Origin of the sequence: Nocardiopsis sp. NPDC058789, assembly GCF_042745575.1 — a bacterium.
GTDB classification, from domain to species: domain Bacteria; phylum Actinomycetota; class Actinomycetes; order Streptosporangiales; family Streptosporangiaceae; genus Nocardiopsis; species Nocardiopsis eucommiae.
Genome location: NZ_JBHYOW010000031.1, coordinates 1 through 14,682 on the forward strand (window position 1 = coordinate 1; position 14,682 = coordinate 14,682).

Here is a 14,682-nt window from a genome sequence, read left to right on the forward strand (position 1 = left end):
TCGACATCCACGGCCGCTCCACCATGACCAAGGACGAGCTGGTCGGAGCGCTGCGCAAGGAGAGCGACCGGCGCACCTCGGGGAGCGGACGATCCTCACGGAGCCGCTCCCGCTGACCGCTCGGCACCGTACCGCCCGGCGCCTCCGGACGCCGGGCCCACCCGACTAAGGAGGGGAGATGGCCCAGAACGTCGCCGACCACGTGTTGCGCCGGCTGTCGCAGTGGGGTGTCACCGAGGTTTTCGGCTACCCCGGGGACAGCGTGAACGGCCTGGTCGCGGAGATGGCGAAGGTGGAGGACGGGCCGCGGTTCGTCCAGGCCCGGCACGAGGAGATGTCCGCCTTCGAGGCGGTCGGCTACGCCAAGTTCGGCGGTCGGCTGGGCGTGTGCATGGCCACCGGGGGCCCGGGGGCCGTGCATCTTCTCAACGGCCTCTACGACGCCAAACTCGACCACGTCCCGGTCCTGGCGATCCTGGGACAGGCCAGCCGCACCGCGATGGGCGGCGCCTACCAGCAGGAGATCGACCTCCACAGCCTGTTCAAGGACGTCTCCTCGGCGTTCCTGGAGACGGTGAACGTCCCCCAGCAGCTCCCGAACGTGCTGGACCGCGCCGTGCGCTCGGCCCTGTCGGAGCGTGCGCCGGCCACCGTGATCATCCCCGCCGACGTGCAGGAGCTCGACTACACGCCGCCGGAACACGCGTTCAAGCACGTGCCGTCCAGCGCTCCGGACCGGCGGGTCCACGGCGGCACCGTGCTGCCGCCCGCCAGCGAACTGGACCGCGCCGCCGAGGTGATCGACTCCGGCGAGCGAGTGGCGATCCTGGTCGGACAGGGCGCCAGGGGAGCGGCCGACGAGGTCCTGGCCCTGGCCGACGCGACCGGTGCGGGGATCGCCAAGGCGCTCCTCGGCAAGGACGTGCTCCCCGACGACCTGCCGAACGTCACCGGAGCCATCGGGTTGTTGGGGACCCGGCCCTCGTGGGAGCTGATGCGCGACTGCGACACCCTGCTCATCGTGGGCTCGAACCTGCCCTACTCCCAGTTCCTGCCACCGTTCGGACGGCGGGCCGTGGAGATCGACGTCGACCCCCGGTTCATCGGGATGCGCTACCCCACCGAGGTCAACCTCGTCGGAGACGCCGCGAGCACGCTGCGTGCGCTGCTCGAACGGCTCGACCCGCCCGCGACGGTCCGCGACGGCCGCGAACGCTGGAGCTCCGAGGTCCAGGGCAACGTGCGCCGCTGGCGGCGGGTCCTGGACGCGCAGGCGGAGGTCTCCGCCGACCCGGTCAACCCGATGAGGGTCATCAGCGAGCTCTCCTCACGGCTGCCCGGTGACGCCATGGTGACCGTGGACTCGGGTTCGGCCACCAACTGGTACGCCCGGTTCCTGGACCTGGGTGAGGGCAACCGGGGATCGGTCTCGGGCACCCTCGCCACCATGGGGTGCGCCGTCCCCTATGCCATCGGGGCCAAGTTCGCCGCTCCCGACCGGCCCGTCGTCGCGCTGGTGGGTGACGGGGCCATGCAGATGAACGGGCTCATGGAACTGCTGACGGCCCGCCGCTACCAGCACCTGTGGGACGACCCCCGGCTGGTGGTGTGCGTACTGCACAACAACGACCTCAACCAGGTCACCTGGGAACTGAGGGCGATGGGCGGTTCACCGAGGACGCCGTACTCGCAGGACCTGCCGGACCTGTCGTACGCGGACGTCGCCGAGCTGGCGGGGATCACGGGGATCACCGTGGACCGGCCCGAGGACGTCGGTCCGGCCTGGGACCGGGCCCTGGCCACCCAGGGGGCGGTGGTGCTGGACGTGCACTGCGACGCCGACGTGCCGCCGATTCCACCGCAGACCGAGTGGGACCAGGTCACCGACACGCTCAGGGCGCTCCTGAGCGGGGATCCGGACGTGTCGGGGGTCGCGGCGCGCGGTCTCGCCACCAAGATCCAGGAGTTCCTGCCGCACAGCCGCTGACACCGGCCCCGGGAACACGGGCCTCGCACCTGGTCGTCGACCATCGGGGGCTCGGCGACCGGGTGCGACGGGTGAAGGTGCCCGACGTCGGCGGTGGGTGGGGGCCGGAGCCCTCGCCCGGCACCGGCCCCCACCACTCGTCCGGGGGTCAGGCGCGCTGCCGCAGACGCTCCCGCTGGGGCACCACGGTGTACTTCGGGTCCTCGGCCGACTGCACACCGGCCTGGAAGATCCCCAGCCGGGTCAGCGCCGAGCCTCCCACCAGCGCGGCTCCGCTCAGCGCCGACACGACCCGGTTGCGCCGCCCCAGGACCGAGCCGACCGCGCCCGCCAGCGTGAGGGCCTTGGCGGTACGCGTGAGCGCCCCCGCCAGCCCACGGCCGTAGGGCTCTCCGACCAGACCCATCCGCTTCTCCATGCAGGTGGACACCGCGAGCTCGGTCAGCGCTCCGCCCACGGCCGCCCGGCGGAACGGGCCGGCGTGCTCCGTCGGTGTCGTGACCAGTCCCATGCCGCCCGCCGCCGCGACGGCGGAGGACGCGAAGACATAGGGCATCTCCCGGTGCCCCTCGTGCCAGGAGGGCACCGCCGTGTCGCAGATGAGCGGTGCCGTGTAGGTGGCGACCAACGGCCCAAGGACCCCCGCGCCCATGGTCGCCGCGGACCCGATCCGCGGGAACCAGCCGGTGGCGGCGGTCACGGCGGCCGTCCCGACCAGGGGGCCGTAACCCGCCAGGAGCCACGACCCCATGCTCATCGGTGAGGTCGGCTTGAACACACGCAGCATGTTGAGGAAGCGCTCGGGCCGCCCGAGGTCGTGGACGAGGGCCACCAGCGACCCGGAGATCGCCACCAGCGCCGTGTACTTGAGGGGACGCCCCAGGTCGGCGCGGCCGGTGGCCTCCGCCCCGGCGGCCAGAACCGAGGAAGCACCGGCCAGACCGCCCAGGAACAGGTAGCCGCCGATGTCGCGGGCCTCCCACACCACCCCGTTGAGCACCGGCCTTCCGTGGTAGGAGCGAAAGTCGGCGTCGGGCACGCGGGTGGGCTCGCCCCCGCGCCGACGCCGGCCCTCCGGGCGCCCCGACGGCCGCTCCGCCTCCCGCGCCTGATCACGTTCGGTCCGCTGGGCCTCGGAGACCACGCCCGCCGCGCCGGTGATCGCGTCCCGGCCGCGTTCGCTCGGCCCCATGCCGTCGAGTTCGGGATTGCTCATGACCGCCTCCCCGCGAACGCCGCGAGCCCACCCGCGAGCAGGACCACGGCCGCCGAACCCGCGTGCCGCCACATCGACGGCAGGTCGCGGGTGGTCACCACCGGGTCGGGTGGGAGACCGTACACCTCGGGCTCGTCCAGCAGCAGGAAGAAGGCACCGGCACCGCCCACGCCGTCCTCGGGGTCCTCGCCGTACAGCCGCGCGGAGGACACCCCCGCGTCCTGGAGGTCCTCCACCCGCCGCTGGGCCCGCTCCCGCAGCTCGTCCAGGTCACCGAACTGGATGGAGTCGGTGGGGCACGCCTTCGCACACGCGGGCTCCAGACCGTCACCGATCCGGTCGTAGCAGAGCGTGCACTTCCAGGCCCGGCCGTCGACCTCCCGACGGTCGATCACTCCGTACGGGCAGGCGGACACGCAGTACCCGCAACCGTTGCAGATGTCCTCCTGCACCACCACGGTGTCGAACTCCGTACGGAAGAGCGACCCCGTGGGACACACGTCCAGGCAGGCCGCGCTCGTGCAGTGCTTGCACACGTCGGACGACATCAGCCACCGGAACTCGCCCCGGCCCGTTCCGTCGCCGTCCTCGCCCTTGCGCTGCCCCGGGAGGTCGAACGAGGGCATGCCGAGGTCGACCGTCCCGGGGCCCGCGGCCGCTCCGGGGGCTCCGTCGCCGCCCCCGGGCCTGCCCACGCCGGACTCCTGGTACCCGAGCGGTACGCGCTGCTCGACGAAGGCCACGTGGCGCCAGGTGTCGGCGCTCAGACGCCCGCTGTTGTCGAAGGACGAGGCCAGGAAGTTCAGCCCGTCCTCCGGGACCATGTTCCACTCCTTGCACGCGACCTCGCATGCCTTGCACCCGATGCACACGCTCGTGTCGGTGAAGAACCCCTTGCGTGAGGGCCGTTCGTCCTCGGTCATCAGTCCTCCGTTCCGGTCCGCTCGGTGACGCCCGCCCTGCGCCGGTACTCCTCCACCAGGGCCACGCGCTCCGGGCCCCGGGGACGCCGCCCCGGAAGGATGTCGGCGGTCAGCGCCTTCACTTCCTGGATGTGCACGTTGGGGTCCAGCGCCATGGACATCAGCTCGTTGGCCGAGTCACCCGTGGAGTACCCGTTGGGCCCCCAGTGGTAGGGCATGCCGATCTGGTGGACGAGGCGCCCCTGGACGCGCAACGGCCTCATGCGGTCGGTGACCAGCACTCTGGCCTCGATGGCGTTGCGCGCCGTCACGACGGTCGCCCAGCCGCCGTGCTCCAGTTCCCGTTCGGCCGCCAGCTCCGGTCCCACCTCGCAGAAGAACTCCGGTTGGAGCTCGGACAGGTAGGGCGTCCACCGGCTCATGCCCCCGGCGGTGAAGTGCTCGGTGAGCCGGTAGGTCGTCACCACGTACGGGAACACCCCGGCCCCGGGGGTGCCCGGGGGCGGGTGGTAGCGGTTGAGCTCGTGCTGGAAGAGCAGACGGGTCGGGTTGCGCTGCTGCCGGTAGAGCGGGTTGCCGAACGGGGTGTCCTGCGGTTCGTAGTGCGTGGGCATCGGACCGTCGTGCAGACCTGCCGGAGCGTAGAGCCACCCCTTGCCGTCCGCCTGCATGATGAACGGGTCCACCCCGCTCAGGGCCTCGACGCCGGTCGCGTCCTCGGAGGGCCGGTAGCCGGGCGCCTTGTCGTGTTCGAAGTCGGCGACGTCGAACCCCGTCCAGTGCCCCGCTTCCTCGTCCCACCACACCAGGGCCTTGCGCTCGCTCCACGGGCGGCCCCGGGGGTCGGCCGAGGCCCGGTTGTACAGGACGCGCCGGTTGTCCGGCCACGCCCAGGCCCACTCGGCGGCGATCCAGTCCTGCTCGTCGCCCGGCTTCTTGCGCGCGGCCTGGTTGACCCCGTCCGCGAAGACCCCGCAGTAGATCCAGCAGCCGCAGCTGGTGGACCCGTCGTCCCTCAGCCGGGTGTACCCGTCCAGCGGACGGCCCCGCGCGTCGTGCCCGTTGATCTCACGCAGCACCGCCTCCGCGCTGGGCTCCCCGTCCGGCTCCAACGGGTAGTCCCAGGTGAGTTCGAGGACCGGCTGGTCCTTGGGATCGCCCGACCCGGAGAGGCGCTCCCGGACCAGTCTCCCCAGGTGGTACATGAACCACAGGTCACTACGCCGGTCACCGCTGGGTTCGACCGCGCGGTCGTGCCACTGGAGGGTCCGGTTGGTGTTGGTGAACGTGCCCGACTTCTCCGTGTGCGCGGCCGCCGGGAAGAAGAAGACCTCCGTGCCGATGTCCTCGGTGCGCATCTCCCCGGACTCGATCTCCGGGCCGTCCTTCCACCAGGTGGCGCTCTCGATCAGCGAGAAGTCCCGGACCACCAACCAGTCCAGCTCGGCCATGCCGAATCGCTGCGCCCGGCTGTTGGCCGACCCCACCGCCGGGTTCTCGCCCATGAGGAAGTAGCCCTTGCACACACCCTCCATCTGCGCCATCACGGTGTCGTACGTGCTGTGCGACCCGGTCAGCCGGGGGAGGTGCCCGAAGCAGAAGTCGTTGTCGGCCGTGGCGTGCTCACCGAACCACGCCTTGAGCAGGCTCACCGTGTAGGACCGCATGTCCGACCAGAACCCCTTGCGCGGATACCCGGCCGCCAGCACGTACCCCTCCAGGTCCTGTTCCTCATGGGCGTGCGGCATGGGCAGGTAACCCGGCAGCAGGTCGAACAGCGTGGGCACGTCGCTGGAGCCCTGGATGCTGGCGTGGCCACGCAGCGCCTGGATCCCTCCACCGGGCCGACCGACGTTGCCCAGCAGCAGCTGGAGGATCGACGCCGTACGGATGTACTGCGAACCCACAGTGTGCTGCGTCCAGCCGACCGCGTAGCAGAAGGCGCTGGTGCGCTCCGGCCCGGAGTTCTCGGTGAGGTGGTCGCACACCCGCAGGAACACGTCCCTCGGGATCCCGCACACCTCCTCGACCATCTCGGGCGTGTACCGGGAGTAGTGGCGCCTGAGGACCTGGAACACGCACCTGGGATCCGTGAGCGTGCGGTCCTCCTCGGGGCGCTCCCGGATCACCGCGCCGCCCGAGCCCTGCTGCTCCGGGCGGCCCGAGCGGCTGGTGTCGCCCGTGACGCCCCCGCGCGTACGGGGGAGCTGGTTGCGGTCGCCCGCCGCCGCGGCCACCGTCGCGCCCTCGTAGGTCCAGGTGGAGACGTCGTAGGAGCGTTCCTTCTCGGAGAACCCGGAGAACACCCCGTCCAGGTCCTCGGTGTCCCGGAACGCCTCGCCCACGATGGTCGCGGCGTTCGTGTACTCCAGGACGTAGTCGTGGAAGTACTTCCCCTCCGACAGCACGTGGTTGATGACGGCGCCCAGGAAGGCGATGTCGGTGCCCGCGCGGATCGGCACGTGCAGGTCGGCCAGGGCGCTGGTCCGACTGAACCGGGGGTCGACGTGGATGACGACGGCTCCGCGCGCCTTGGCCTCCATCACCCACTGGAACCCGACCGGGTGCGCCTCGGCGAAGTTGGAACCCTCGATCACGATGCAGTCGGAGTTCTGGAGGTCCTGGAGGAACATGGTGGCCCCGCCGCGCCCGAAGGAGGTCCCCAGCCCGGCGACGGTCGAGCTGTGGCAGACCCGTGCCTGGTTCTCCACCTGGATCACCCCGAGCGAGGTGAGGAGCTTCTTGATCAGGTAGTTCTCCTCGTTGTCGAGGGTCGCCCCACCCAGGCTCGCGATGCCGAGCGTGCGCGCCACACGTCGGCCCTCGCACTCCTCCTGCCAGGTCCGCTCCCGCGTGTCCACGACCCGGTCGGCCACCATCCGCATGGCCGTGTCCAGGTCCAACTCCTCCCAGTCCGTGCCATGGGGGCGTCGGTACAGGACCCGGTCCCGCCGGGACGGTCCCGTGGTGAGCTGGAGGCTCGCCGAACCCTTGGGGCACAGGCGTCCCCGGCTGATGGGGGAGTCGGGGTCGCCCTCGATCTGGATGACCTGCTCGTCACGGACGTACACGTTCTGCCCACACCCCACCGCGCAGTACGGGCAGACCGACTTGACGACCCGGTCCGCCTCGGCGGTGCGCGGGCGGAGCCGCTCGGTGCGCTCCGACCTGGCGGCCGCCCCGAGTCCCCTCCGGTCCTCTCCGGTGACCTGTCTCAGTACCGGCCACGATCCGAGCCATTCCCACACGCTCATGGAACTCCTCCCCGACCCGGTGGCGTGGCACCGCCCGGCCCGTTCCTCCGCTGACGTCAGCTGGCCTGGGTCTCTCCGCCGATCCGAGTGGGGGTCTCGCCGGTGGAGCGGGACGAGGGCCCGTCGCGGGCGAAGCGCACGAAGGAGGGCGCGGTCCCGACCGTGTCGGTCCGCCCCCTCGGCTTCTCCCGTCTGCGCGGACGGTCGTCCATGGTGGTTCCCCCGTGCTCCCTCCTCGACCGCCCTGCCCGACCGACGAGAGCCGCACACCTGCCCGCCGCCACAGAGCACCATCCTTTGCCCTGGTCCGCGCGTGCAGGGGGGACGACTTTCTCCTTGAGAGGGTTTGCGCAGACACTGTGGGGGGAAATGCGAATCCGGGGCGCTTCCTACGAAGCTCCGTGAACTCGGACGAGTGACGAGCTCCCGACCAGCGCTCCCGCACGCACGAGATGGGCGTCCACAGGCGCTGCTTCGACCCGGGACCCACGCGCGTGCCCACCGGGGATGTGAACCCCTGCGCGGTCCACTCCTCCCCACGACTCCGCGAGTTCGAGCGTTCCGGTCGGGTCAGTGGAGGAGCGGCATGAGGTGGATGACCTCCCAGGCCTCGAAGACGGCGACGACGAAGAGCACCAGGACGATGACGGGATAGAGGCGCAGGTTGGCGCCGAGGCCCGCCCGGTACCCCGCCCGCCTGGACGGCAGTTCGAGTCTCTGGTACCCGAAGGTCGATCTCCAGAGAATGACCGTCCCGAGCGTCGCCAGGATGTAGGCCTGGAATTCGATGATCAGGACGGGGGCGTGGGGGAGGAGGGCGATGGCGGCGTCCCCGGATGCCGGAGTGAGCCACATGCCGATTTCCATGGCTCGGTAGACCGTGGCGGCGACCCCGAAGAAAGGAATGACGAGCGAGGGAATCGTCGTCGTGAGCAGGGCGGCGAAGGCGAGATTGAAGATGAACGTCCCCAGGGCCGCCGACACGAAGTCGCCGTTCACGTAGGCGGTGACCACGAAGTCCCCGGGTCCGGGCAGGTCCACGAAGGCTTGGGCGCGTTCGAGTCCCCTCTCCTGTAACCCGAAGAGGGCTGTCAGGGCCATCGTCGCTCCCAACAGGCCGTAGACGGCGATATTGAGAAGGACGTAGGTTCTCCAGTGCTCTCTGAGGATGTTCAGGAAACCGCGAAAGAGGCGCATCCGGTCGTTCTCCCTTCTGGTTCGGCGGCCGAGTGGCGACGCCGTTCAGTGGCCGAGGGCATCGAGGGCTGTGGCGATGATGGTGGGTCGCCATTCCCGTTCACGGCCGACGCGCACGGCGGTCAGGCAGGCGTGTGTGAGTACGGCCGCAGAGCTGATCACCCGGATCTGGCGTTCCTCGTCGGAGGAGGACCAGTCGACCCCGAAGGCGCGCGTGACGGCTTCCCCGCAGGCGAGGAGCTCCGCGGGGGCGTCGTTCGGATCGATGTCGATCAGGCCCAGGGACAGCGCGCTCACGCCTGGCCACTGGAACGTGAGGTCCACGAACCCGGCCACCAGGCCCCGGTCCCGCTCTTCGCCCGCGGGGAGGGTCGCCACCTCGGCGGTGACGGCGGTCACCGCCCGGCTTATCGCGGTGATGGCCGCCTCGTGGAGCGCGTCCTTGGTGGCGAAGCGGCGAAGGATCCCGGCCTTGGAGTATCCGGTCGCGTCAGCGATCTGTTGGACTGACGTGTTCTCGAAGCCGTGGCGGGCGAAGAGGCCCGCCGCCCGGTCCACGATCTGAGCGTCGATCTGTTCACTGGTCGGTTTCACCATGGGGAGACCCTACCGCATGTGTGACCATATCGGTCAGCTTGTGACCGATATGGTCACAACAGACTACGCGGGAGCGTTGCGGTAGCGGAGAAGAACCGGTAGCTGCCGAGGTCCTCCGAGATCTCCTTGACCATCCGCCGAGTCCCTTTCTGGATAGCGGCGACGCCCTCCGGGGCGTGCTCGCCCGGATGAGATGGGGGAGTGGCGACGGCTCGTGGGGGCGTTCCGGTGCGGTCGAACGCCTGGCGCGCCCCCGGGTCGCGTTGCGCTCCGGGACCGGGACACGACGATCTGTCACTGTGGTGCACTGGCGCACTACCCATGTACGCCAGTGACCTGGGAAGAGGCAGAAGTGAGCGATACCGGAGCATCGTCGTCGGGGTCGGGGGAATCCCACCTGGCCCACGTGACCATGATCGCGGCGGCCGCCGCGATGGGTGGTTTCCTGTTCGGCTACGACAGCGCGGTCATCAACGGCGCGGTTGACGCGATCCAGCAGAAGTTCGACGTGGGCGCCGGACTCCTGGGGTTCACCGTCGCCTCCGCCCTGCTGGGCTGTGTGGTGGGCGCGGCCACGGCGGGCAACCTCGCGGACCGGCTCGGCCGCATCAGGGCCATGCAGATCGCCGGTGTCCTGTTCGCGGTGAGCGCGATCGGTTCGGCCCTGCCGTTCTCGATCTGGGACCTCACCTTCTGGCGCGTCATCGGCGGCGTGGCGATCGGTATGGCCTCGGTGATCGCACCGACCTACATCGCGGAGGTCTCGCCCGCCGCCTACCGGGGTCGCCTGGCCTCCCTGCAACAGCTCGCCATCGTGCTGGGGATCGCCTGCTCCCAGCTGGTGAACTACGCGATCGCGCAGGAGGCGGACGGCAGCGCGCACAACATGCTCGGACCGGTGCAGGCATGGCAGTGGATGCTGGCCGTGGAGGCGCTGCCCGCCCTGGTCTACCTCGGGTTGAGCCTGGTCATCCCGGAGTCGCCCCGCTACCTCGTGCGGGTGGGACGCGTGGACCGGGCCCGGTCCATCCTGAGCGATGTCGAGGGGGGCGGGACGGCCCGGATCGACCGGAGGATCGGGGAGATCAAGGAGGCCCTGGGCTCGGAGGTGCGGCCCCGGCTGCGGGACCTGACCGGGAAGTACGGCCTGCTGCCCATCGTCTGGATCGGTATGGCGGTCTCCGCCTTCCAGCAGCTGGTGGGCATCAACGTCATCTTCTACTACTCCAGTTCACTGTGGCAGTCGGTCGGCGTGGCCGAGACCGACTCGCTGCTGCTGAGCCTGTTCACCTCGCTGGTGAACATCGTGGGCACGGTGATCGCGATCATGCTGGTGGACCGGGTCGGCCGCAAGCCCCTGCTCCTGGCGGGATCCGCGGGCATGACCGTGGCGCTGGGCCTGGCCGCCTTCGCGTTCGGCCACGCCACCGGATCCGGCGAGGAGGTCACCCTCCCGTTCGTGTGGGGCGTGGTGGCGCTGGTCTCGGCCAGCTCCTTCGTGCTGTTCTTCGCCCTGTCCTGGGGCGCGGTCGTGTGGGTGCTGCTGGGGGAGATGTTCCCGCTGCGGATCCGCGCCGCCGCCATGGGCGTGGCCACCGCCACCCAGTGGCTGGCCAACTGGCTGATCACCGTGAGCTTCCCGAGCCTGCGGGACTGGAGCCTGCCCGGCTCGTACTCGATCTACGCGGGCTTCGCCCTGCTGTCGTTCTTCTTCGTGCTCAAATTCGTTCAGGAGACCAAGGGCAAGACCCTGGAGGAGATGCGCGGTTAGGCTGGAGAGGTGGACGGCAGGGAAGGGGACCGCACCGGGGACTTCGCGGTGGCGGCCCCCGACAGGGCCCCCGGGGTGGCCGCGATGGTCGGCTACCGGAACCGCGACGATCCCGCGACCGTCCACCTCGGTCTGCCGTCGGCGTCCCTGACCCTCATCCTCGGCCTGGACGAGGGGGTCGAGGCCGCCGACGCCCCGGACCGGCTGGCCGACGCCCGCCCCAACCCGGTGCTGCTGGGCGGGCTCCACACCCACGCGACCCACGTGCTCCAACGACCGGGACAGACCGGGATCCAGGTCGCGGTGCACCCACTCGCCTCCCGGGCTCTCTTCGGCGTCCCGGGATCGGAACTGGCGGTGGCCGCCTCGAACGGCTTCGACGGCACGGCCCTGCTGGGGCGCTCCGCCACCGAGCTGCACGAGCGCCTGGCCGGGGCACCCGACTGGGAGACCGCGTTCACGCTGGTCAGCCGCTACCTCGTGGATCGTCACCGCGAGCACGACCGCCAGGCGGTACGAGACGAGGTCGGACAGGCGTGGGAACTGCTGGTGCGCAGCCGGGGACGCTTCCCGGTGGGGGAGCTCGCCCGCGAGGTCGGGCTGAGCGCGCGCCACCTGGGCACCCTCTTCCGACGTGAGGTCGGACGCTCGCCCAAGACCGTGGCGACGCTGATGCGTTTCGGGCACGCACGCGCCCTGATCACGGAGAACGTGCGCCGTCGCGGCCGGGCCCGGTTCGCGGAGGTGGCCCCCGAGGCGGGGTACGGCGACCAGGCGCACCTGAACAGGGAGTTCGTCCGCTTCACCGGGCTCTCCCCGGGGGCCTGGGTGGCCGAGGAGTTCCGAAACATCCAAGACGGGGCGCACACCGCCGCGAAGAATGGACACCATGAGTAACACGAACCCCACCGTCTGGAGCACGCTCCAGGCCGTGGACGCACCCGGTCTGATCGACTTCTACACGCAGACCTTCGGCTTCGTCCTCACGGCGCGCCACGACGACGGCGACACCGTGGCCCACGCCGAACTGCTGTGGCCCGAGGGCAGCGGAGGCCTCATGCTCGGCACGCACAAGCCCGGAGGCACGTGGTCACGCGAGCCCGGGACGGCGGGGACCTACGTGGTGACCACCGACCCGGACGCCCTGTACGAGCGGGTGACCGCACGGGGCGCGGAGATCACCCGGCCGCTCTCCGACACCGACTACGGTTCCCGCGAGTTCGGAGTGCGCGACCCGGAGGGCAACCTCTGGTCGTTCGGCACCTACCCGGGCGCGCCCGCCCCCTGAGGAGCGGACGCGCGGGCGGCGGGGATCACCGCTCCTCGGGTGCGCCGGTGAACAGCGCGCGCACCTCCTCGGCGGTGGTCTCCCGCAGTTCCTCGTCGAGCAGCAGCCACCGGGTGATCCCGATGGACTCCAGGAAGCGCAGGTCGTGGCTGGCGACCAGCAACGCCCCCTGGTAGGCCTCCAGGGCCCCGGTCAACTGCCGCACGCTGGACAGGTCCAGGTTGTTGGTGGGCTCGTCCAGCATCAGCAGCTGCGGGGCCGGGGAGGCCAGCATGGTGGCCGCCAGGGCGGCCCGGAAGCGCTCGCCCCCGGACAGCGTCCCCGCGACCTGCGCGGCCCGGTTCCCCTTGAACAGGAACCGCGCCAGCTGGGCGCGGATGTGCTGTGCGCTGACCCCCGGGGCCGCGTCGGAGACGTTCTCCGCGACGCTCCGGGAATCGTCCAGCACGTCCAACCGCTGCGGCAGGAACCGTACCGGCACGGACAGCGAGATCTCACCCTCCGCAGGGGTGTCCAGTCCGGCGACGGCGCGCAGCAGCGTGGTCTTGCCCGCGCCGTTGCGTCCCACCAGCGCGATCCGTTCCGGACCGCGCACCAGCAGGTCGCCCGAGACCAGGCGCCCGAACCGGGGGCGCACCCCGCTCAGGCTCAGCACGTCGCGTCCGTTGGGCACCTCGGTGCGGGGGAGCTCCACACGGATCTCGGCGTCGTCACGCACCGCGTCGGCCGCCTCCTCACGGCGTTCGCGCGCCTCGTCGAGCCGGTCCTCGTGGGTGCCTCGCAGCTTGCCCGCGGACTCCTGGGCGGCCCGTTTGAGCGCGCCCTGGACGATCTTCGGGATCCCTCCGTCGATGGCCGCCTTCTTCGCGGTGCGCTGGCGTCGGGCCAGTTTGATCTGGGTCTCCTCCAGTTCCCGCTTCTGTCGGCGCACGTCGGCGTCGGCCGCGCGCAGGGTCCGTTCGGCGGCCTCCTGCTGGACGGCCAGCGCCTCCTGGTAGGCGGTCCAGCCGCCGCCGTGGATGGTCACCGAGCCGGTGCGCAGTTCGGCGATCCGGTCCACCCGTTCCAGGAGTTCCAGGTCGTGGCTGACCACCACCAGGGAACCGGACCGCCAGGTCTCCACGGTCTCGTAGAGCCTGCGCCGGGCGAAGAGGTCGAGGTTGTTGGTGGGTTCGTCGAGCAGGAGCACGTCGGGGCGCTCCATCAGGACCGTGGCCAGGCGCAGCAGGACGGTCTCGCCTCCGGAGAGCTGGCCGACGCTGCGGTCGAGGCCGATCCCGCCCAGCCCGAGCGAGCCCAGGGTCGCCAGGGTGCGCTCCTCGATGTCCCAGTCGTCACCGACCGTCTCGAAGTGCCGTTCGGAGGCGTCCCCGGCCTCGATGGCGTGCAGGGCGGCGCGCTTGGCGTCGATCCCCATGGCCTGGTCGACCCGCATCCCGGTGTCGAGCGTGACGTTCTGCGGCAGGTAGGCGAGGCTTCCGCCGATCGTCACCGAACCGCGTCCGGGGCGCAGCCGACCGGCCAGGAGCCGGAGCAGGGTGGACTTGCCAGCGCCGTTGGTGCCGACCAGTCCGGTGCGGCCCCGGCCGAGGGTGAGGGACAGGCCGTCGAACACGACGGTGCCGTCCTTCCACTGGAAGGCCAGGTCGGAGCAGGCGACGGCGGCACTCGTGGTGGTGCTGGTCTTTGACATGGGTGTTCTCGCAGTCAGAAGCGGTGTGGAAAGGGCTTCGTGTGCGAGCACCACGCGGCGTTGCGCCGGGAGGGGTGGGGGAGTCCTGGTCGACAGGGACGGCTCCTACACCGAGGTTCCATGCACGCGTCGGACAGACCGGATACCGGCTCCGTACCGCGTGATGATCGCGAACCTCAGATGCGCAACGTCCACCTCGATCGTAGACAACAGGACGTGGAGTACTTTACCCACGGCCCCGCGGCCGTCAAGCGTCTTTTCCCTGTGAGGTGGCTCTCAGAACTCCTCCAGGTCGATCTTGCGCTGGAGGTACTCCTCGCGGCTGATCTCGCCCCGGGCGTAGCGCAGGCGCAGCTCCTGCGTGGCCGCGTCCCGCCCCGGTTCGACCGCCGGTCCGGCACGGCGCCCTCTCAGCAGCTGACCGGCCTCGGTGACGGTGAGCACGAAGAAGAAGGCCAGGCCCAGCAGGACCACGATCACGACTCCCGCGATGAAGACGCTCACGGCGTCCCTACCTTCGACAGTGGGCGGAGCGGTCCTCCCTGTCTACCGCCTGCCCGGCGCCGCCACCAGGGACCCGGAGATCCGAGAACCGCCCAGAACGCCGTAACCTGGGACATCGCGACCCGATGGCCGGTCCGGAAAGGGCGGGATGCGCGTTCTCCTCGTGGACAACCACGACTCCTACACCAAAGCAGCAAACTGAGCTGCTTGGAGTCTGAAGAGAGCCACTCGGAGAAAGGATAACCCCAGCTC

12 protein-coding genes and 1 pseudogene are annotated in these 14,682 nt (G+C 70.6%); 5 read left to right on the forward strand and 8 right to left on the reverse strand.

Annotation, left to right across the window (positions count from 1 at the left end):
* A pseudogene (locus ACFW3L_RS26010) lies at positions 1-116 on the forward strand (cation transport regulator ChaB); the annotation flags it as partial.
* Positions 117-178: 62 nt separating this feature from the next.
* Positions 179-1,987: a thiamine pyrophosphate-requiring protein gene (locus ACFW3L_RS26015; protein WP_378748348.1), complete on the forward strand. Its 1,809-nt coding sequence runs from the start codon at positions 179-181 to the stop codon at positions 1,985-1,987.
* Positions 1,988-2,135: 148 nt separating this feature from the next.
* Here the strand turns inward: ACFW3L_RS26015 and nrfD are convergent, their stop codons facing one another.
* From nrfD to ACFW3L_RS26045, 6 genes are all read right to left on the reverse strand, one after another.
* Entirely contained in the window at positions 2,136-3,203 is a 1,068-nt protein-coding gene (gene nrfD / locus ACFW3L_RS26020) for an NrfD/PsrC family molybdoenzyme membrane anchor subunit (RefSeq protein ID WP_378748352.1), read from the reverse strand.
* Complete coding sequence (locus tag ACFW3L_RS26025) at positions 3,200-4,126, reverse strand: 4Fe-4S dicluster domain-containing protein (RefSeq protein ID WP_352388077.1); 927 nt, start codon at positions 4,124-4,126, stop codon at positions 3,200-3,202. The genes nrfD and ACFW3L_RS26025 overlap by 4 nt, the downstream gene beginning before the upstream one ends.
* A complete protein-coding gene (gene fdh, locus ACFW3L_RS26030; protein WP_378748360.1) occupies positions 4,126-7,380 on the reverse strand; it encodes a formate dehydrogenase in 3,255 nt (1,084 codons plus the stop codon). Before fdh ends, ACFW3L_RS26025 begins: the two co-directional genes overlap by 1 nt.
* A 56-nt stretch (positions 7,381-7,436) precedes the next feature.
* A complete protein-coding gene (locus ACFW3L_RS26035; RefSeq protein ID WP_378748364.1) occupies positions 7,437-7,592 on the reverse strand; it encodes a hypothetical protein in 156 nt (51 codons plus the stop codon).
* Positions 7,593-7,950: 358 nt separating this feature from the next.
* On the reverse strand, positions 7,951-8,577 hold the full coding sequence (locus ACFW3L_RS26040) for a hypothetical protein (protein ID WP_378748369.1): 627 nt from the start codon (positions 8,575-8,577) through the stop codon (positions 7,951-7,953).
* A 45-nt stretch (positions 8,578-8,622) separates the two neighbouring features.
* The gene (locus ACFW3L_RS26045) at positions 8,623-9,174 is read right to left on the reverse strand and encodes a TetR/AcrR family transcriptional regulator (protein ID WP_378748373.1); all 552 of its coding nucleotides are present in this window, start codon (positions 9,172-9,174) and stop codon (positions 8,623-8,625) included.
* A gap of 352 nt (positions 9,175-9,526) precedes the next feature.
* Here ACFW3L_RS26045 and ACFW3L_RS26050 point away from each other — a divergent pair, with 352 nt between their 5' ends.
* From ACFW3L_RS26050 to ACFW3L_RS26060, 3 genes are read left to right on the forward strand one after another with little or no spacing between them, the layout of a single operon-like run.
* Positions 9,527-10,945 carry a sugar porter family MFS transporter gene (locus ACFW3L_RS26050; RefSeq protein ID WP_378748402.1) on the forward strand — a complete coding sequence of 473 codons (1,419 nt, stop codon included), beginning with the start codon at positions 9,527-9,529 and terminating at the stop codon, positions 10,943-10,945.
* Between the two features lie 9 nt (positions 10,946-10,954).
* The gene (locus tag ACFW3L_RS26055; RefSeq protein ID WP_378748408.1) at positions 10,955-11,842 is read left to right on the forward strand and encodes a helix-turn-helix domain-containing protein; all 888 of its coding nucleotides are present in this window, start codon (positions 10,955-10,957) and stop codon (positions 11,840-11,842) included.
* Entirely contained in the window at positions 11,835-12,233 is a 399-nt protein-coding gene (locus ACFW3L_RS26060) for a VOC family protein (protein WP_378748413.1), read from the forward strand. Before ACFW3L_RS26055 ends, ACFW3L_RS26060 begins: the two co-directional genes overlap by 8 nt.
* 25 nt (positions 12,234-12,258) lie before the next feature.
* Here ACFW3L_RS26060 and ACFW3L_RS26065 read toward each other — a convergent pair whose 3' ends face one another.
* Positions 12,259-13,926, reverse strand: coding sequence for an ABC-F family ATP-binding cassette domain-containing protein (locus ACFW3L_RS26065; RefSeq protein WP_378748419.1), 1,668 nt, complete (start codon positions 13,924-13,926; stop codon positions 12,259-12,261).
* A gap of 276 nt (positions 13,927-14,202) precedes the next feature.
* A complete protein-coding gene (locus tag ACFW3L_RS26070; RefSeq protein ID WP_378748423.1) occupies positions 14,203-14,430 on the reverse strand; it encodes an SHOCT domain-containing protein in 228 nt (75 codons plus the stop codon).
* Positions 14,431-14,682 lie beyond the last annotated feature (252 nt).